Origin of the sequence: Streptomyces sp. NPDC101234, from assembly GCF_044767525.1 — a bacterium.
In the GTDB taxonomy this organism is placed as follows: domain Bacteria; phylum Actinomycetota; class Actinomycetes; order Streptomycetales; family Streptomycetaceae; genus Streptomyces; species Streptomyces sasae.
The window spans coordinates 154,078-170,597 of sequence record NZ_JBIWOA010000020.1; the positions used below are offsets into that span (position 1 = coordinate 154,078).

Genomic DNA, 16,520 nt, shown 5'->3' on the forward strand with positions numbered 1-16,520 from the left:
TCTGCCGCCGTCGTGTCAGCGCTTGCCGACGAGCTTCCACGCCGTGGGCGTCGCGCCCATCGCCAGGGCCGCCTTCAGCGCGTCGCCGATGAGGAAGGGGGTGAGGCCGGCGGCGATCGCCGCGGACGCCGACAGGTGGGCGGTGTAGGCGAGGTACGGCACGCCGATCGCGTAGATGATCGCCTCGCCGAGCACCATCGTGCCCGCCATGCGCAGCGCGCCCCGGTCGGCGCCGCGCCGGGCCAGGGCGCCGACGGCGGCGGAGGCGAGGATCATGCCGAGGATGTAACCGAAGGAGACGGAGAGGCCGGAGGTGCCGCTCGCGAACCACGGCACGCCCATCAGGCCCGCCAGCGCGTACAGGGCGAGCGAGGCGACACCGCGGCGGGCGCCCAGGCTGGTGCCGACGAGCAGGGCCGCGAAGGTCTGGCCGGTCACCGGGACCGGGGAGCCGGGCACCGGGACGGCGATCTGGGCGGCGAGGCCGGTGAGCGCGGCGCCGCCCAGCACGAGTGCGGCATCGCGTACCCGGGACGCGGGCAGGAGGTCGGCGAGGACGATGCCGGGGCGGGCGGCCGCGGTGGCGGTGCTCATGGGGACTCCGCGAGGTGAGGGTGGGCGGACAAGCAGGGGACATCGTGACGCTATCCCGGCCCGCCTGAGCCGAACACGTCAGCGATCGACAAAGGCCGGAAGTGACGCTTGGTGGGCTCCCCACAAAGGATGTGGGTTACACGCGGTACAGGGTGATGCCGATCACTGAGGCAGAGATGTTTCGCTCACGTCAACGGCGTTGAACAGCTCTGTGGAGTTCCACCAACCGAACCCTAGCGGTCTGGTGGGATTCAAGGTTCCTGGCCTACGCTTTTGGACATGGCAGCCCAGTCCCTGAACCTCACGTCGCGTCGCTATGTCGACCTGCGACGGCAAGGGGCTGCCACCTGTCGCCGTACGGCCTGAGGCCGCGCGGCGGGACGGCGGGAGCCGGTCCGGGCGCGCCTCGATCTCCGAGACGAGACGTGTCGGCCCCGTTCCCGAGGACGGTTTCCCATGCCCCGTACCGCGGCACCCCCGCTCACCAACCCTCCCCCCACCGACCGGCGGCGGACCAGCGCCAGTGTGGTCCTGCGCTCGGTCCTGGAGCACGGGCCGGTCGCCCGCTCCACCATCGCCCGGCTGACCGGGCTGTCCCCGGCATCGGTCACCGACTACTGCGCCCGGTTCACCGAACTCGGTCTGATCCGGGAGGCGGAGGTGCCGCGCCGGCTGAAGGGCGTGGGCCGGCCGCACGTTCCCGTCGATCTCGACGACTCGCGGTTCGTGGTCGGCGGGGTGCATGTGGCCGTGCCGTACACCACGGTCGCGCTGCTCGATCTGCGCGGACGGGTGGTGCTGCGGCGGGAGTTGAAGCACTCGGGCGCCGTCGATCCGCTCGCCGTGCTGGCGCGGGCCGCCGCCGGGCTGGCCGCGCTGCTCGCCGAGGTGCCGGGCAGCCGGCCACTGGGTGTCGGGGTCGCCGTCGGCGGCTGGGTGGACCGGGACTCCGGGACCGTCGTCGAACATCCGCTGCTGGGCTGGCGGGAGGTGCCGGTGCGGGAGCTGCTCGGCGCGCACACCGGGCTGCCGGTCCATGTGGACGGGCATGCGCGGGCGCTGGTCAACGGAGAGCGGCTGTTCGGGCGGGCCCGGGGCAGCCGGAGCGTGCTGCATCTGTTCGTCGGGAACGTGGTCGACGCGGCCTTCGCCACCGGCGACGAGGTGCACCACGGGCCGCGCTCCCAGGCGGGCACGATCGCTCATCTCCCGGTGCCGGGCGGCACCGAGCCCTGTGGCTGCGGTCGTACGGGCTGCCTCCAGGCGGAGCTGAGCGAACGGACGCTGGTACGGCGGGCCCGGGCGGCCGGGGTCGTCGAGGGACCCAACCCGATGGACGTCCTGGCGGCGGCGCGGGCCGGTGACCCGGTGGCCGTGCGGCTGCTGGTGGAGCGGGCGCGTATGACCGGGCGGGCGGCCGGGCTGCTGCTCGACGTCCTGAACCCGGAGAGCGTGGTCGTCACCGAGGTGGGTGTGCTGCACCGCGAGGACTGTCTCGCCGCGCTGCGGGAGGCGGTCGGGCCGGAGCGGGCGCCCGTGCTGCCCACCAGTTTCGGAGCCTCCGTGCTGGCGGTGGCGGGCGGTTCGGTGGCCCTGGACGTGCTGTACCGGGACCCGTTGAGCGCGTCACCAGAGCTTATTTAATTCAGAAACTCGGAATATTGACAGTCGTCGCACACGACAAGGAACATCTTTCTCATGACCTGTCGCACTCTTTGTTGCTGACGTCTTGGCGCGCCCAAGGCGCGCGTTTCACCGCATGCTCCGCATCTGCATCCGCATGTTCTGCGTGAGATCTCTCTCTGCGAGACCGCTCTTTCCGGCCCTCCGTCGCCGGTAATTCGCTCTGCCTTTCCGCTGCTTCACTCCCGGGAGCCCTCCCATGCCTTCTGCGTACCCTTCCGGCATCGACCGCCGGCTCTTCCTCACCTCACTGCTCGGCGCCTCGGCGGCCGTGGCCGGGCTGAGCGGCTGCGCAGGCGGCAGCGCCGCCGCCGACACCGCGGGCGCCTCCACCGCTCCGCTGGCCGCCGAGGTCCCGTCCGGCACCAGCTTGAAGATCGCCTCCTATCTGGGCCAGCAGCAGCTGCAGTTCAAGCTGGCGAAGCTGCCCGCGCTGCCTTTCACGGTGTCGAGCTGGCTGAACATCGGGGCCGGTCCCGATGTCATCAACGCCTTCCGCGCCAAGTCCCTGGACCTCGCGAACAACGCGGGAATTCCGCCGATCCAGGCGCATTTCCAGGGTTTCGCGGCGAAGATCGTGGCGATCGGCATCACCCGTAAGCCGAACTACCTGTTCGCCACCAAGCCCGGCAGCGACATCCACACGGTCGCCGATTTCAAGGGCAAGAAGCTCGCGTTCTCGCAGGGGCAGGCCCAAGGGGTCGTCCTGCTGCGGGCGTTGAAGAAGGCCGGGCTCGCCTACGGCGATGTGAAGCTGGTGCAGCTGACCAGCAACCAGTTCCTCACCGCCCTGCAGTCCGGCCAGGTGGACGTGGCGCCGCTGGCCAACACCCAGGTGCCCGCCTACCTCCAGCAGTACGGCTCGAAGGGCGCCCGCACGATCACCACCGACGTGGTCGACCTGCTCAACCTGCTGTGGGCGCCGCAGGCGGTGCTCAACGACCCGGCGAAGGCGGCCGCGATCGCCGCGTACATCCCGCAGTGGGCCAAGGGCCTGGTCTGGCAGTGGGAGAACCCGGACACCTGGAACGAGGAGTTCTACGTCAAGACCCAGAACCTGACCCTCGCCCAGGCCCAGGGCATCACCAAGCTCGCCAACAAGCCGCTGTTCCCGCCGAGCTGGGACGAGGCGATCAAGTGGGAGCAGGAGACCGCCGATCTGCTGGCGGAGGGCGGCTTCGTGAAGAAGACCGACGTCACCTCGCTCTTCGACCACCGCTTCGAGGGCATCGCCGCGAAGTCCGTACCCGAGGAGTACCGCAAATGACCGCCGTGACCACCGCGACCACCGGCACCGCGCCGGTCGCCGCCGAGGAGAGCCACCGGGTCCGTCCGCGCCGCCGCCTCTCCCCCGGCAGGCGGCTGCCCGCCGCCCGGCTGGCCGGTCCCCTGGTCTTCCTGGCCGCCTGGGCGATCGCCTCCGCCGCCGGGCAGCTCGACCCGAACGCGATCCCGGCGCCCTGGACCGTCCTGGACACCGCCGTCCGTCTGTGGACGGCCGGGACGCTGCGCACCGACATCCTGACCTCCGTGGAACGGGCCGGGTACGGCTTCGCGATCGGACTCACCGCCGGGGTGCTGCTGGCCCTGGCCTCCGGGCTCACCCGGACCGGCGAGGCGCTGATCGACGGAACCGTGCAGATCAACCGGGCGATCCCCACCCTCGGCCTGATCCCGCTGTTCATCCTCTGGCTGGGCATCGGCGAGACCTTCAAGATCGCCATCATCGCGATCGTCGTCTACATCCCGATCTACCTGAACACCCACGCCGCGCTGGCCGCCATCGACAGCCGGTACGTCGAACTCGCCGAGGTACTGGGCCTGTCGAGGCTCCAGTTCATCCGGCAGATCGTGATCCCCGGCGCGCTGCCGGGATTCTTCGTGGGACTCCGGCTGGGCGTCACCGGGTCGTGGCTGGGCCTGGTCGTCCTGGAGCAGATCAACGCCACCAGCGGCCTCGGCTACATGATGTTCCAGGCCCAGAACTACGGGCGCAGCGACATCATCCTGGTCGGTCTGCTGATCTACGGCGTCTTCGGTCTCGTCTCCGACACCGTGGTCCGCGTCATCGAACGGAGGGTGCTGTCATGGCGCCGCACACTGAGCAGCTGACCCGCCCCGCCGTCCAACTCCGGGGACTGACCCGGTCGTTCGGTGCCCGTACGGTCCTCGACGGCATCGATCTCAATGTGCCGGCCGGGCAGTTCACCGCCCTGCTGGGGCACAGCGGCTCCGGCAAGAGCACGCTGCTGCGGGCGGTCGCGGGACTCGACCACGGTGTCGCCGGCAGCGGGCAGCTCACCGCTCCGGAACGGGTGTCGGTGGTCTTCCAGGACTCCCGGCTGCTGCCCTGGCGCCGGGTGCTGGACAACGTGGTGCTGGGTCTGGACGGCAAGGACGCGTACGACCGGGGCCGGGCCGCGCTCGAAGAGGTCGGCCTCGGCGGCCGGGAGCGGGCCTGGCCGGGCGAGCTGTCCGGCGGCGAGGCACAGCGGGCCGCGCTCGCCCGCTCCCTGGTCCGCGAACCCGAACTACTCCTCGCCGACGAGCCGTTCGGGGCGCTGGACGCGCTCACCCGGATCAAGATGCACCACCTGCTGCGCAAGCTGTGGAAACGGCACCGCCCGTCGGTGCTGCTCGTCACCCACGACGTCGACGAGGCGATCGTCCTCGCCGACCGCGTCCTGGTCCTGGAGAAGGGCCGGGTCGGCGTCGACCTGAGCATCGACCACGAGCACCCGCGCGGCGGGTATCGGAGCCGACTGCTGGCGGCGCTGGGCGTCACGGAGGACGTCGCGTGACCGTCTCTTGCGGTGACCGCCCCGGGGGCTGCCGCCCCCGGACCCCCGCTTCGGCCTGAACGGCCTCGTCCTCGATCTCCCCCAGAGGGGGGACCCCCAGACGGGCTGAAAAGATGCAAAGGACCCCCGCATGACCCGCCAGCTCCACCTCAACGCCTTTCTCATGAACACCGGTCACCACGAGGCGTCCTGGCGTCTCCCGGAGAGCGATCCGCACGCGCATGTCGATCTCGCGCACTACGTGCGGCTGGCCGAGGCCGCCGAGCGCGGCACCTTCGACTCGCTCTTCCTCGCCGACGGCCCGCATCTGTGGGGCAGTGTCGCCCAGCGGCCCGCCGGGGCCCTGGAGCCGCTGACCCTGCTCACCGCGCTGGCGACGGCCACCGAGCACATCGGGCTGATCGCCACCGCCTCCACCTCCTACAACTCCCCCTACAACCTGGCCCGTAAGTTCGCCTCGCTCGACATCATCAGCGGCGGCCGGGCCGGCTGGAACATCGTCACCACGGCGGGTGCGGAGGCCGCCCGCAACTTCGGGATCACCGAGGAGCCCGCCCACGCCGAGCGGTACGCGCGGGCCGCCGAGTTCCTCGACGTGGCGCTGAAACTCTGGGACAGCTGGGAGGACGACGCGATCGTCGCCGACAAGGCGTCCGGGGTCTGGGGCGACGACGCGAAGATCCACCCGCCGCTGCACCAGGGGCCGTACTTCAGTGTCGAGGGCGCGCTCAACGTGCCCCGCTCCCCGCAGGGTTACCCGCTGCTGGTGCAGGCGGGGTCCAGCGAGGACGGCAAGGCGTTCGCCGCCCGGTATGCGGAGGCGGTGTTCACCGCGCAGCAGACCATCGAGGACGCGCGTTCCTTCTACGCCGACCTCAAGGCGCGTACGGCCGCGGCCGGCCGCGATCCCGACCACATCAAGGTGCTGCCCGGCATCGTCCCGGTGATCGGCTCGACGGAGGCCGAGGCGCGGGCGCACGAACAGCTCCTGGAGGACCACATCGTGCACCGGCACGGCGTGGCCAACCTGGAACGGCTCCTCCATCTCCCCGAGGGAACCCTGGAGTTGGACCGGGAACTGCCGGCCGAGCTGCCGTCCGAGGACGCCATCGAGGGGGCCAAGAGCCGTTACACGCTGGTCGTCGAACTGGCCCGCCGTGAGCGGCTGACCGTACGGCAGCTGATCGGGCGGCTCGGCGGCGGCCGCGGCCATCTGACCTTCGCCGGGACACCGGACCAGGTCGCGGACGCGATCGAGACCTGGTTCACGCAGGGCGCCGCCGACGGCTTCAACATCATGCCGCCCGTGCTGCCCTCCGGTCTGGAGACCTTCGTCGACCACGTCGTACCGATCCTGCGTGCCCGCGGCCTGCTGCGCGAGGAGTACGGCCCGCGCCGGACCCTGCGGGAGCGCTACGGCCTCCCGCGCCCCGCCAACCAGTACACCGCCAGCCCTGTGTTCGCCTGAAAGGAACCGCCATGTCCCTCCAGATCAGCAAGATCACCGCGAACATCGGCGCCCGGGTCTCGGGCGTCGACATCTCCCGCCCCCTCGACACCGGGACGGCCACCGCAGTCCGTGAGGCCCTCAACACGCACAAGGCGCTCGTCTTCGACGACGTGAACCTCGACGACGACTCCCACCAGGCGTTCGTCCGCACCTTCGGCGAGGTCACCACCGCGCACCCGACGGTCTCCTCGGTCGACGGCGTCCCGAACGTCCTCCCGGTGGACAGCGAGCGCGGCCGGGCCGCCAACCACTGGCACACCGACGTGACGTTCGTCCTCAACCCGCCCCAGGCCACCACCCTGCGCTCGATCACGATCCCGCCGTACGGCGGTGAGACCCTGATCGCCAGCTCGGCCGCCGCCTACCGGCAACTGCCCGAGCCGCTGCGCCAGTTGGCGGACACCCTGTGGGCGGAGCACACCAATGACTACGACTACGCCGTGCCCGACGAGGAGATCGACGAGCAGCAGGCCGCCCAGCGCGCCCAGTTCACGTCGATCAAGTACCGCACGGTCCACCCGGTCGTCCGCGTCCACCCGCTGACCGGTGAACGCGGCCTGTACATCGGCGGGTTCGCGCAGCGCATCGTCGGCCTCTCGCCGTCCGAGTCGCGCCGGATCCTCGACCTGCTCCAGGCGTACGTCACCCGTCCGGAGAACATCCTGCGCCACCGCTGGTCCGAGAACCAGCTGGTCGTCTTCGACAACCGGATCACCCAGCACTACGCCATCGACAACTACGACGGCCGGCCGCGCCGGCTGCACCGGGTGACCCTCGCCGGTGACATCCCGGTCGGCGTCGAGGGCAAGGAGAGCTACTCGATCCAGGGGGACGCCTCGCACTACACGCCCGTAGCCGCGTAGTCACTGCGCGCACCGGACGCGTCCGGATAGTGGGCGGCTTCTCCCTCTGAGCGGAGAGGCCGCCCACACTGTGGGCGTTTTTGCCCATCTCACGCATTGGACGAGCCGCGCCCATGCCGCACAGCAGCACCCAGGTCGAGACACCGCCTACACACGACGACGGCGGCGGTGCCTCGCTCTCCCACGGCCTCAAGCAGCGCCATCTGTCGATGATCGCCCTGGGCGGTGTCATCGGCGCGGGCCTCTTCGTGGGCTCCGGCGCGGGGATCGCCGCCGCCGGTCCCTCCATCGTGATCGCCTACACGCTCTCCGGTCTCATCGTGATGCTGGTGATGCGGATGCTGGGCGAGATGTCGGCCGCGTACCCGTCGTCAGGTTCCTTCTCGGCGCACGCGGAGCGGGCGATCGGGCCGTGGGCGGGCTTCACGGCGGGCTGGTCGTTCTGGGTGCTGCTGTGCACGGCGGTGGGTCTGGAGGGCATCGGCGCCGCGAAGATCGTCACGGGCTGGCTGCCGGGGACGCCGGAGTGGGCATGGGTCGCCCTCTTCATGGTCGTCTTCTGTGTGACGAACCTGGCCGCGGTGCGCAACTTCGGCGAGTTCGAGTTCTGGTTCGCGGCGCTGAAGGTCGGCGCGATCAGCCTCTTCCTGGTCCTGGGTGTCCTGGCGATCGCCGGCGTGCTCCCCGGCACGGACTCCCCGGGTGTCTCGAACCTCACCGACCTCCTTCCGAACGGCGGCCAGGGCCTGATCATCGGCCTGCTCGCCTCGGTCTTCGCCTACGGCGGCCTGGAGACGGTGACCATCGCGGCGGCCGAGTCGGAGAACCCGGTCCGGGGCGTGGCGAGCGCGGTCCGCACCGCCATGTGGCGCATCGCGCTCTTCTACATCGGCTCGATGGCGGTCATCGTCACCCTCGTCCCCTGGGACTCCAAGGAGGTCGTGACGAAGGGCCCGTACGTCGCCGCCCTGGACCACCTGGGCATCCCCGGCGCGGGGCAGCTGATGAACGTCGTCGTCCTCGTCGCCCTGCTCTCCGCGATGAACGCCAACATCTACGGCTCCTCGCGCATCGCCCACTCCCTGGTGGCGCGGGGCCAGGGCCCCAAGGTGCCGGCCAGGGTCTCCGGAGGCGTCCCGCGCGTCGCGGTGCTCACCTCCTGCGTCTTCGGCTTCGTCTGCGTACTGCTCAGCCACTGGCGCCCCGACGACGTCTTCCCCTGGCTGCTGAACATGATCGGCGGGGTCATCCTGGTCGTCTGGTTCTTCATCGCCGTCTCCCAGCTGCTGCTGCGCCGCCGCGTGGAACGGGAGAACCCGGAGAAGCTGGTCGTCCGGATGTGGGCGTTCCCGTATCTGACGTGGCTGGCGCTGGCGGGCATGACGGCGATCTTCGTCCTGATGGCCCGCGAGGCGGACACCCGGGTGCAGCTGTACTACACGGGCGGGATGACGGCCGTCCTGGCGGCGGTGGGCTACGCGCGGCAGCGGAGGCGCGCGGGCGTCTGACGCGACTCTCCCGAAGACCCCCTCCCGAGGCCCTCACGTGACGACACGTGGGGGCCTCGGCTCTTGCCCGCACCAGGCTTCTTGTTGCTAACGTGTACTTGCAAGTCCTTCGCAATAAGAGGTCGGAGGGGACCCACCCATGCTCGTCTACACGCTTCCCGAGCTGCCGTACGACTACGCCGCGCTGGCGCCGGTGATCAGCCCCGAGATCATCGAACTGCACCACGACAAGCACCACGCGGCGTATGTGAAGGGCGCCAACGACACCCTGGAGCAGCTGGCGGAGGCACGGGACAAGGAACAGTGGGCGTCCCTCAACGGCCTGGAGAAGAACCTCGCCTTCCATCTCTCCGGCCACATCCTCCACTCGATCTACTGGCGGAACATGTCGGGGGACGGCGGCGGCGAACCCCTCGCGGCGGACGGCGTGGGCGACCTCGCGGACGCGATCACCGAGTCCTTCGGCTCCTTCGCCGCGTTCAGGGCGCAGCTGTCCAGGGCGGCGGCCACGACCCAGGGCTCCGGCTGGGGCGTCCTCGCGTACGAACCGCTCAGCGGCCGGCTGATCGTCGAGCAGGTCTACGACCACCAGGGCAACGTCGGCCAGGGCTCGACGCCGGTCCTGGTCTTCGACGCGTGGGAGCACGCGTTCTATCTCCAGTACCGGAACCAGAAGTTCGACTTCATCGAGGCCATGTGGCAGGTCGTCGACTGGCAGGACGTGGCACACCGCTACGCGGCGGCGCGGTCGCGGGCGGATGTGCTGCTCCTGGCCCCCTGACGTCCCGGCGTCCTGCCTCGTGATCGTCTTCTCACCGTTCACAGAGGGCAGGCGGAGGAAGGGAGAGCCCCCGCGAGGACACGACTCGCGGGGGCTCTCCCGGTGCGGGCGTCAGTGCGTCACGGCTTGCGGCCCAGGCCGCCGTGCTGCCCGATCGGCCGCTGGTCCGCACCGGCCTCGGGACGCCACAGGGGAACCGGGACCGCTCCCGGCCCGACCAGCTCCAGCCCCTCGAAGTAGCCCGGTGCCGACGTCCAGGAACTGCCGTACCCCCGCCTCCTCCACGAGGTGGCGGATGCTGCGGCCGAGGAAGGCCCGGCTGCTGCGGGCGATGGTCACGATCCCGCGGAAGACGGCGGTGTAGGCGTCACCGGCCTCCTGGTCCACGAGGTAGTTGTCCTTACCGCCGAGCCAGTAGTTCCAGATGCGCGCCGAATGCGGCACCGAGGTGTCGATCTCCGTCATGTGCCCATGGCGCTACGGCAGATGGGGCCGCGTCCGGAATCCGCCCCGGCGGGACGGATTCCGGGCTCACCCGAGAAAGGGCGCCGCACCTATGCTCCCGGTTCCGGCCGTTTCGCCGGATCGATCCGGGAGGCTCGTGTGTCCGACATGCTGCACTGCCCCAACTGCCCCGGCGAGAAGCTGCATCCGTTCCGCAGGGTCACCGCGGAGGAGGAGAAGCACATCGCGTCGGTCTACGAGAAGAAGGGCGCGCACGGCTTCTGGCGGTGCGAGGGCAAGACCTCGCTGGGCCAGTGCCTGTGGGTGCAGCCCCGCTTCAACCGGTCGGACGGCTTCTCCCTGCCCGTCTCCTTCAGCTGACCGGCACGGTCACAGGTTGCTGAAGTCGGGGCCCTTGGTGCGGGTGCGCTTGATCTCGTAGAAGCCGGGGACGGAGGCGACCGCGAGGGTGCCGTCCCACAGGCGGGCCGCCTCCTCGCCCTTGGGGGCGGGGGTGACGACCGGACCGAAGAAGGCGATCTGCTCGCCGTCGGCGCCGGGGACCGCGATGACCGGGGTACCGACGTCCTGGCCGACCTTGTCGATGCCCTCCTTGTGGGAGGCACGCAGCTGGGCGTCGAACTCGAAGTCGGCCTGCTCGGCGTAGTCGATCAGGTCGGCCGGCAGGCCGACGTCGGCGAGCGCACCGGCGATGGCCTCCAGGGTCGGGCCCTCGCCGTTGTTGTGGATACGGGTGCCGAGCGCGGTGTAGAGCGGGCCGAGGATGTCCGCGCCGTGCTTCTGCCAGGCCGCGGTGACCACGCGGATCGGCTTCCACGCCTTGGTCTCCAGCAGCTCGCGGTACTCCTCGGGGAGCTCGTCGAGCCGGTTCTCGTTGAGCACGCCCAGGCTCATGATGTGCCAGCGGACCTCGATGTCCCGGACCTTCTCCACTTCCAGGACCCACCGGGAGGTCATCCAGGCCCAGGGGCACAGCGGGTCGAACCAGAAGTCGACGGGGGTCTTGCCGGAGCCGGTCACGGTCTCGGACATGGTTCTCCTCGGAAATACGGCCGTTTTCCTGCGGCAACACCGGCACCGGCCGCCCCATTCCCGCTACCCGCTGTCAGGTGCACATGGGAGGATCGGTGCTGTTCCGGCGTACCGACAACGACGCGTATCGACGACAAGGGAGTGCCGCCCGTGCCCGGTGAGAATCTGTCCCGCGACGAGGCCCGGGAGCGGGCCGCCCTGCTGTCGGTCGACGGCTACGACGTGTCGCTGGACGTGCGGTCCGCCGTCGGCGAGGGCGAGGGCGGGCCGCGGACCTTCCGTTCGGTCACCACGATCCGCTTCCGGTGCAGCGAGCCGGGCGCGTCGAGCTTCGCCGACCTGATCGCACCGGGCGTGACCGCCGTCACCCTCAACGGCAAGGATCTGGACCCGGGCGAGGTCTTCGACGGCACCCGGATCGCCCTGGAGGGCCTGGCCGCGGAGAACGAGCTGGTGGTGGACGCGCAGTGCGCCTACTCCCGCACCGGCGAGGGCCTGCACCGCTTCGTCGACCCCGAGGACGGCGAGGTCTACCTCTACACGCAGTACGAACCGGCCGACTCCCGCCGGGTGTTCGCCAACTTCGAGCAGCCGGACCTCAAGGCGCCGTTCCGCTTCGAGGTGCGGGCGCCGGAGGAGTGGACGGTGTGGAGCAACGGCGCCGGTGAACTCACCGACGGCGTCTGGCGGTTCGCGGAGACGAAGCCGATCTCGACGTACATCACGTGTGTGGTGGCGGGGCCGTACCACTATGTGACGGACTCCTACTCCCGGACGTTCCCCGACGGGACGACGCTCGACATCCCCCTCGGCGCGATGTGCCGCAAGGGCCTGGCCCCCTACTTCGACGCCGACGACGTCTTCCTGGTCACCAAACAGGGCCTGGACTTCTTCCACGAGCACTTCGACTACCCGTACCCGTTCGGGAAGTACGACCAGGCGTTCGTGCCCGAGTACAACCTCGGCGCGATGGAGAACCCGGGCCTGGTGACCTTCCGCGAGGAGTACATCTTCCGCGGCAAGGTGACGCAGGCGTCGTACGAGGCGCGGGCCAACGTCATCCTGCACGAGATGGCGCACATGTGGTTCGGCGACCTGGTCACCATGGTGTGGTGGGACGACCTGTGGCTGAAGGAGTCCTTCGCGGACTTCATGGGCACGTTCGCCAACGTCGGCGCGACCCGCTTCCAGAACGCGTGGACCACCTTCGCCAACCGCCGCAAGGCGTGGGCGTACCGCGCAGACCAACTGCCCTCCACCCACCCGATCACGGCCGACATCCGCGATCTGCAGGACGCCAAGCTCAACTTCGACGGCATCACGTACGCGAAGGGCGCGAGCGTTCTCAAGCAGCTCGTGGCGTACGTCGGCCAGGACGCCTTCCTGGAGGGCGCCCGCCGCTACTTCAAGCGCAACGCGTACGGCAACACCCGGCTCGGTGACCTGCTGTCGGTCCTCGCGGAGACCAGCGGCCGGGACATGAGCGCATGGGCGCGGAAGTGGCTGCAGACGGCCGGGGTGAACTCGCTGACCCCGCAGGTGCTGCTGACCGCGGACGGCCGGATCGCCGAGCTGGCGGTGGTGCAGGAGGCCGCTGTGATCGCCCCGGCGGACCACCCGGAACTGCGTCCGCACCGGGTCGCGATCGGCCTCTACGGCCGTACGGCAGAGGGCGCGCTGGAGCGGTACGCGCGCGTGGAGGCGGACGTCGACGGCCCGCGCACGGTGATCGCGGAGCTGGCCGGGGCCGAGGCGCCGGAACTGGTCCTGGTCAACGACGACGACCTCACCTACTGCAAGATCCGCTTCGACGACACGTCACTGGCGACCCTCCGGGACCACCTGGGCGCCCTGACCGACCCGCTGGCCCGGGCCCTGTGCTGGTCGGCGCTGTGGAACCTGACCCGGGACGCGCTGCTGCCGGCCCGGGACTTCGTCGGCCTGGTGCTGCGCTTCGCGGGCCGTGAGTCGGACATCGGTGTGCTGCAGATGCTCCAGGCGTGGGCGGAGTCGGCGCTGGTGCACTATGTGGCGCCGGCGTGGCGGGAGACGGCCGAGCGGCTGCTCTCCGAGGGCGCCCTGCGGGAGCTGCGGCAGGCGGAGCCGGGCAGTGAGCACCAGCTGGCCTGGGCACGTTTCTTCGCGTCGACGGCATCCGCCGGGTCCGACTTCCAGCTGCTCCAGGAGCTGCTGGCGGGCACGGCGACGTTCGACGGCCTGGACGTCGACCAGGAGCTGCGCTGGGCGTTCCTGGAACCCCTGGCGGCCCATGGCGCGGCCGACGAGTCCGCGCTGGCGGCCGAACTGGCCCGGGACGACACGGCGTCCGGCAAGCGCCACCAGGTGCGCTGCCTGGCCGCCCGCCCCTCGGCGGCCGTGAAGGCGCAGGCGTGGGCACAGGTCGTGGAGTCGGAGGCGCTGTCCAACGCGCTGGTCGAGGCGACGATCGCGGGCTTCGCCCAGGCGTCCCAGCGGGACCTCCTGGCCCCGTACGCGGAGAAGTACTTCGAGGTGATCGCGCGCGTCTGGGAGGACCGCTCGATCCAGATCGGCATGGACGTGGTCCGCGGTCTGTATCCGTCGTACCAGGACAGTCCGCGGACGCTGGAGGCGACCGACGCATGGCTGGCGGCGCACGCCGAGGCGCCCCCCGCGCTGCGTCGGCTGGTGTTGGAGGCGCGGGACGACCTGGCGCGGGCGCTGCGCGGCCAGGAGTGCGACGCGGCGGCAATCACCGGTTGACCTTTGGCCTGAGGTATCCCTCCGGGTGACCGTTACGCAATTCAGTCAATCATGACCGTAACCCCTGGTCCACACCCGATCGGACCAGGGGTTTTCGCTGCCTACTCGGCATCCGAACACCCGTCCTTTAGTCCGGTGTTGTCCGCATTCTTCGACGAACATGTAACACCGGTTACGGGGCAGACCGGACACGGGAATCTCCCGGCCATGACCCACAACACCCCACTCTCCCCCCGCCCCCTCCGCCACCTCGCCCACGTCCACCGCCGGGTGCTGACGACGGCCCAGCTCCGCTCCCACGGCGTCTCGGCCAACGAGATCGCCGAGCAGAGCCGGCCGGGAGGCCCCTGGCAGCAGCTCCTGCCGGGCGTGGTCCTGCTCCACCCCGGCCCGGCCACCAGCGAGGAACGCCTGCACGGGGCCCTGCTGTTCGCGGCCCGCGAGTCCGCCCCGGGCGTCCCCACCCAGCCGACCCCCGGCTCCCCGCACCGCTCGGTCTACCCGGAGGCGATGATCACGGGCCTGGCGGCGCTGACCCTGCACGGCTTCTCGTCCACCCCGCCGCTCCTGTCCCTGGACCACGTGGACGTCCTGGTCCCCCGCCTGCGCCGGCTGCGCTCGACCTCCTACGTCCGCGTGATCCGCACCTCGGCCCTGCCGGCCCCCGAGCCGGTGACCGGCCTCCCGGTGGCCCCGGTCCCGCGCGCCCTCGCGGACGCGGTGGCGGAACTGGCCGACGCGGCGGCGGTACGGCGGCTGCTGACCGAGGCGGTACGCGGCCGCCACTGCGAACCGACGGCCGTCGTACGGGAGTTGACCCAGGCGAAGCTGCTGTCGCGCCCACACGTGGTGGACGCGGTGGACTCCCTGGTCGCCGAGGGCCGGGCGATCGCGGAGGACCGCCTCTACCGCATGGTCCACGAGTACGGCCTGCCCGACCCGGTCTGGAACGTGGACCTGCGGCTGCCGGGCGGCCCGCACCTGGGCGGTCTGGACGCCTACTGGCCCGACCACGCGGTCGGCGTCGAGCTGGACACCCGCGCCCCGCACCAGGGCCATGGCCCGGGCCACCGGCAGGACGAGGACGCCCAGTGGTCCGAATACGCCCGCAAGCGGGAGCACTTGGAGCGACTGGGCATCACGGTCGTCCACATCACACCGAAGAAGCTGCGCGACTCGATGGAGCAGCAGGCGGCGGTGATCCGGACGGCCCTGATGGCGGCCGGCGACCGCGATCCGGCCGCGTATGTCGTGGTGCTGCCCCGATAAGGGGGACCTCGGCAGCAGGAGGGGAGCGGAGGGGCCGCCGGTCCGGAGGGGGACCGACGGCCCCTCCGTATGCCGTCAGGACGATGTCCGGTGCGGACCGCCGCCGGTCACACGCCGGTACGGCCGTCGACGATCTCCCTGATGATGTCGAGGTGGCCGTTGTGGCGGGCCGTCTCCTCGGTCAGATGGAGAAGGATCCAGCGCAGGTCGGGGTGCCGGCCGTCGCGGATCGGGGTCTTGGCCTCCGCGTCGAGGGCGGCCGAGGCGACCAGTTCCCGGTACCGGGCGCTCTGCTCCTCGTACTCCGCCAGCAGTTGCTCCAGCGGGAAGTCGACGGCGATCCGCATCTCGCGGTCGGGGTCCTCCTCGGTCCAGGGCCCCAGGTCCTCCTCGCCGAGGAAGACGACCTGGAACCAGTAGTACTCGACCCACCGAAGATGGTTGATCAGCCCGGAGATGGTCATCAGCGGGGAGCCCGGCAGCGGGGCCCGGCGCGCGTCCTCCGCGGAAACCCCCTCGCACTTGGCACGGGCGGTGTCCCGGGCGTAGTCGAGGAACGTGGTCAACTGGGTGCGCTCGTCCCGGGCGGGAGGCGTGTCCGTACGTGTCTCTGTCATCGCGCGGAACGATCCGCGACACCGGGCGCCGCCGTCAAACCATTAAACGCGCGCGCAGGCAGGGGCTAACGTGACCGCGATGAGCGATGACACGTCCGTGATACTGCGCCCCGCCCGCGAGGACGACCTCCCCCTGCTGGAGCGGTTCCTCTTCGACCCCGAAGCGGCCAGTCCCTTCCAGTGGTTCGGCTGGCGGGACCCCGACCGCTTCCGGCGCCGTTTCGCGGAGAACGGTCTGCTCGGCCCGGACGACGGCCAGTTGGTCGTCGACGCTTCCGATGCCGGTGCTCCGCTCGGATTCGTCTCCTGGCACAAGCTGGGGACGGGCCCCACGTCGTACTGCTGGAGCATGGGCATCGCACTGGCACCGGAGGCCCGGGGCCGAGGCATCGGCACCCGCGCCCAACACCTCCTCGTCCGCTACCTGTTCGCCCACACTCCCGTGCAACGCATCCAGGCCGACACCGACCTGGAGAACATCGCCGAGCAACGCGCCCTGGAGAAGGCGGGCTTCACCCGGGAAGGAGTGATGCGCGCCGCCGTGTTCCGGGACGGCCGCTGGCGCGACTGCGTCCTCTACGGCGTCCTCCGCGACGACCCGCTGCCCGGGTGACTCTCCAACTGCCGGTGCCGGCTCTCCTGGAACCCCGCCGGC

General features: G+C 70.6%; 16 protein-coding genes and 1 pseudogene. 12 read left to right on the top strand and 5 right to left on the bottom strand.

Annotation, left to right across the window (positions count from 1 at the left end; genetic code table 11):
* Positions 1 to 15 precede the first annotated feature (15 nt).
* Complete coding sequence (locus ACIRR9_RS32695) at positions 16 to 594, bottom strand: biotin transporter BioY (RefSeq protein ID WP_365344754.1); 579 nt, start codon at positions 592 to 594, stop codon at positions 16 to 18.
* 456 nt (positions 595 to 1,050) lie between these two features.
* Here ACIRR9_RS32695 and ACIRR9_RS32700 point away from each other — a divergent pair, with 456 nt between their 5' ends.
* The 8 genes from ACIRR9_RS32700 (at position 1,051) to ACIRR9_RS32735 (ending at position 9,740) form a co-directional block, all read left to right on the top strand.
* Entirely contained in the window at positions 1,051 to 2,238 is a 1,188-nt protein-coding gene (locus ACIRR9_RS32700; RefSeq protein WP_403759235.1) for an ROK family protein, read from the top strand.
* 238 nt (positions 2,239 to 2,476) lie between these two features.
* Positions 2,477 to 3,544: an ABC transporter substrate-binding protein gene (locus ACIRR9_RS32705; protein ID WP_403759238.1), complete on the top strand. Its 1,068-nt coding sequence runs from the start codon at positions 2,477 to 2,479 to the stop codon at positions 3,542 to 3,544.
* Positions 3,541 to 4,389, top strand: a complete 849-nt coding sequence (locus ACIRR9_RS32710; RefSeq protein ID WP_123976969.1) for an ABC transporter permease — start codon at positions 3,541 to 3,543, stop codon at positions 4,387 to 4,389. Before ACIRR9_RS32705 ends, ACIRR9_RS32710 begins: the two co-directional genes overlap by 4 nt.
* On the top strand, positions 4,365 to 5,078 hold the full coding sequence (locus tag ACIRR9_RS32715; protein ID WP_403759241.1) for an ABC transporter ATP-binding protein: 714 nt from the start codon (positions 4,365 to 4,367) through the stop codon (positions 5,076 to 5,078). Before ACIRR9_RS32710 ends, ACIRR9_RS32715 begins: the two co-directional genes overlap by 25 nt.
* 130 nt (positions 5,079 to 5,208) lie before the next feature.
* Positions 5,209 to 6,546: an LLM class flavin-dependent oxidoreductase gene (locus tag ACIRR9_RS32720; RefSeq protein ID WP_403759244.1), complete on the top strand. Its 1,338-nt coding sequence runs from the start codon at positions 5,209 to 5,211 to the stop codon at positions 6,544 to 6,546.
* Positions 6,547 to 6,557: 11 nt separating this feature from the next.
* A complete protein-coding gene (locus tag ACIRR9_RS32725; protein ID WP_403759247.1) occupies positions 6,558 to 7,451 on the top strand; it encodes a TauD/TfdA dioxygenase family protein in 894 nt (297 codons plus the stop codon).
* 113 nt (positions 7,452 to 7,564) lie between these two features.
* On the top strand, positions 7,565 to 8,959 hold the full coding sequence (locus ACIRR9_RS32730) for an amino acid permease (protein WP_403759250.1): 1,395 nt from the start codon (positions 7,565 to 7,567) through the stop codon (positions 8,957 to 8,959).
* A gap of 139 nt (positions 8,960 to 9,098) precedes the next feature.
* The gene (locus ACIRR9_RS32735; protein WP_403759253.1) at positions 9,099 to 9,740 is read left to right on the top strand and encodes a superoxide dismutase; all 642 of its coding nucleotides are present in this window, start codon (positions 9,099 to 9,101) and stop codon (positions 9,738 to 9,740) included.
* A gap of 119 nt (positions 9,741 to 9,859) precedes the next feature.
* Here ACIRR9_RS32735 and ACIRR9_RS32740 read toward each other — a convergent pair whose 3' ends face one another.
* Both ACIRR9_RS32740 and ACIRR9_RS32745 read right to left on the bottom strand, forming a co-directional pair.
* Positions 9,860 to 9,967 (bottom strand): hypothetical protein, encoded by a 108-nt coding sequence (locus tag ACIRR9_RS32740; RefSeq protein WP_403759369.1) that lies wholly within the window; start codon positions 9,965 to 9,967, stop codon positions 9,860 to 9,862.
* A gap of 10 nt (positions 9,968 to 9,977) precedes the next feature.
* Positions 9,978 to 10,205: pseudogene (locus tag ACIRR9_RS32745) on the bottom strand (SAM-dependent methyltransferase); the annotation flags it as partial.
* Positions 10,206 to 10,343: 138 nt separating this feature from the next.
* Here ACIRR9_RS32745 and ACIRR9_RS32750 point away from each other — a divergent pair.
* Positions 10,344 to 10,565 (top strand): hypothetical protein, encoded by a 222-nt coding sequence (locus tag ACIRR9_RS32750; RefSeq protein WP_123976965.1) that lies wholly within the window; start codon positions 10,344 to 10,346, stop codon positions 10,563 to 10,565.
* A 9-nt stretch (positions 10,566 to 10,574) separates the two neighbouring features.
* Here ACIRR9_RS32750 and ACIRR9_RS32755 read toward each other — a convergent pair whose 3' ends face one another.
* Positions 10,575 to 11,237 carry a disulfide bond formation protein DsbA gene (locus ACIRR9_RS32755; RefSeq protein ID WP_403759256.1) on the bottom strand — a complete coding sequence of 221 codons (663 nt, stop codon included), beginning with the start codon at positions 11,235 to 11,237 and terminating at the stop codon, positions 10,575 to 10,577.
* A gap of 150 nt (positions 11,238 to 11,387) precedes the next feature.
* Here ACIRR9_RS32755 and pepN point away from each other — a divergent pair, with 150 nt between their 5' ends.
* Together pepN and ACIRR9_RS32765 are read left to right on the top strand one after the other, a co-directional pair.
* Positions 11,388 to 13,979, top strand: a complete 2,592-nt coding sequence (pepN, locus tag ACIRR9_RS32760; RefSeq protein WP_403759259.1) for an aminopeptidase N — start codon at positions 11,388 to 11,390, stop codon at positions 13,977 to 13,979.
* Positions 13,980 to 14,186: 207 nt separating this feature from the next.
* Entirely contained in the window at positions 14,187 to 15,248 is a 1,062-nt protein-coding gene (locus ACIRR9_RS32765; protein ID WP_403759262.1) for a hypothetical protein, read from the top strand.
* 107 nt (positions 15,249 to 15,355) lie between these two features.
* Here the strand turns inward: ACIRR9_RS32765 and ACIRR9_RS32770 are convergent, their stop codons facing one another.
* Entirely contained in the window at positions 15,356 to 15,865 is a 510-nt protein-coding gene (locus ACIRR9_RS32770; RefSeq protein WP_403759265.1) for a DinB family protein, read from the bottom strand.
* Between the two features lie 79 nt (positions 15,866 to 15,944).
* On the opposite strand from ACIRR9_RS32770, the gene ACIRR9_RS32775 reads away from it, so the two are divergent.
* A complete protein-coding gene (locus tag ACIRR9_RS32775; protein WP_403759268.1) occupies positions 15,945 to 16,478 on the top strand; it encodes a GNAT family N-acetyltransferase in 534 nt (177 codons plus the stop codon).
* Positions 16,479 to 16,520: the final 42 nt, after the last annotated feature.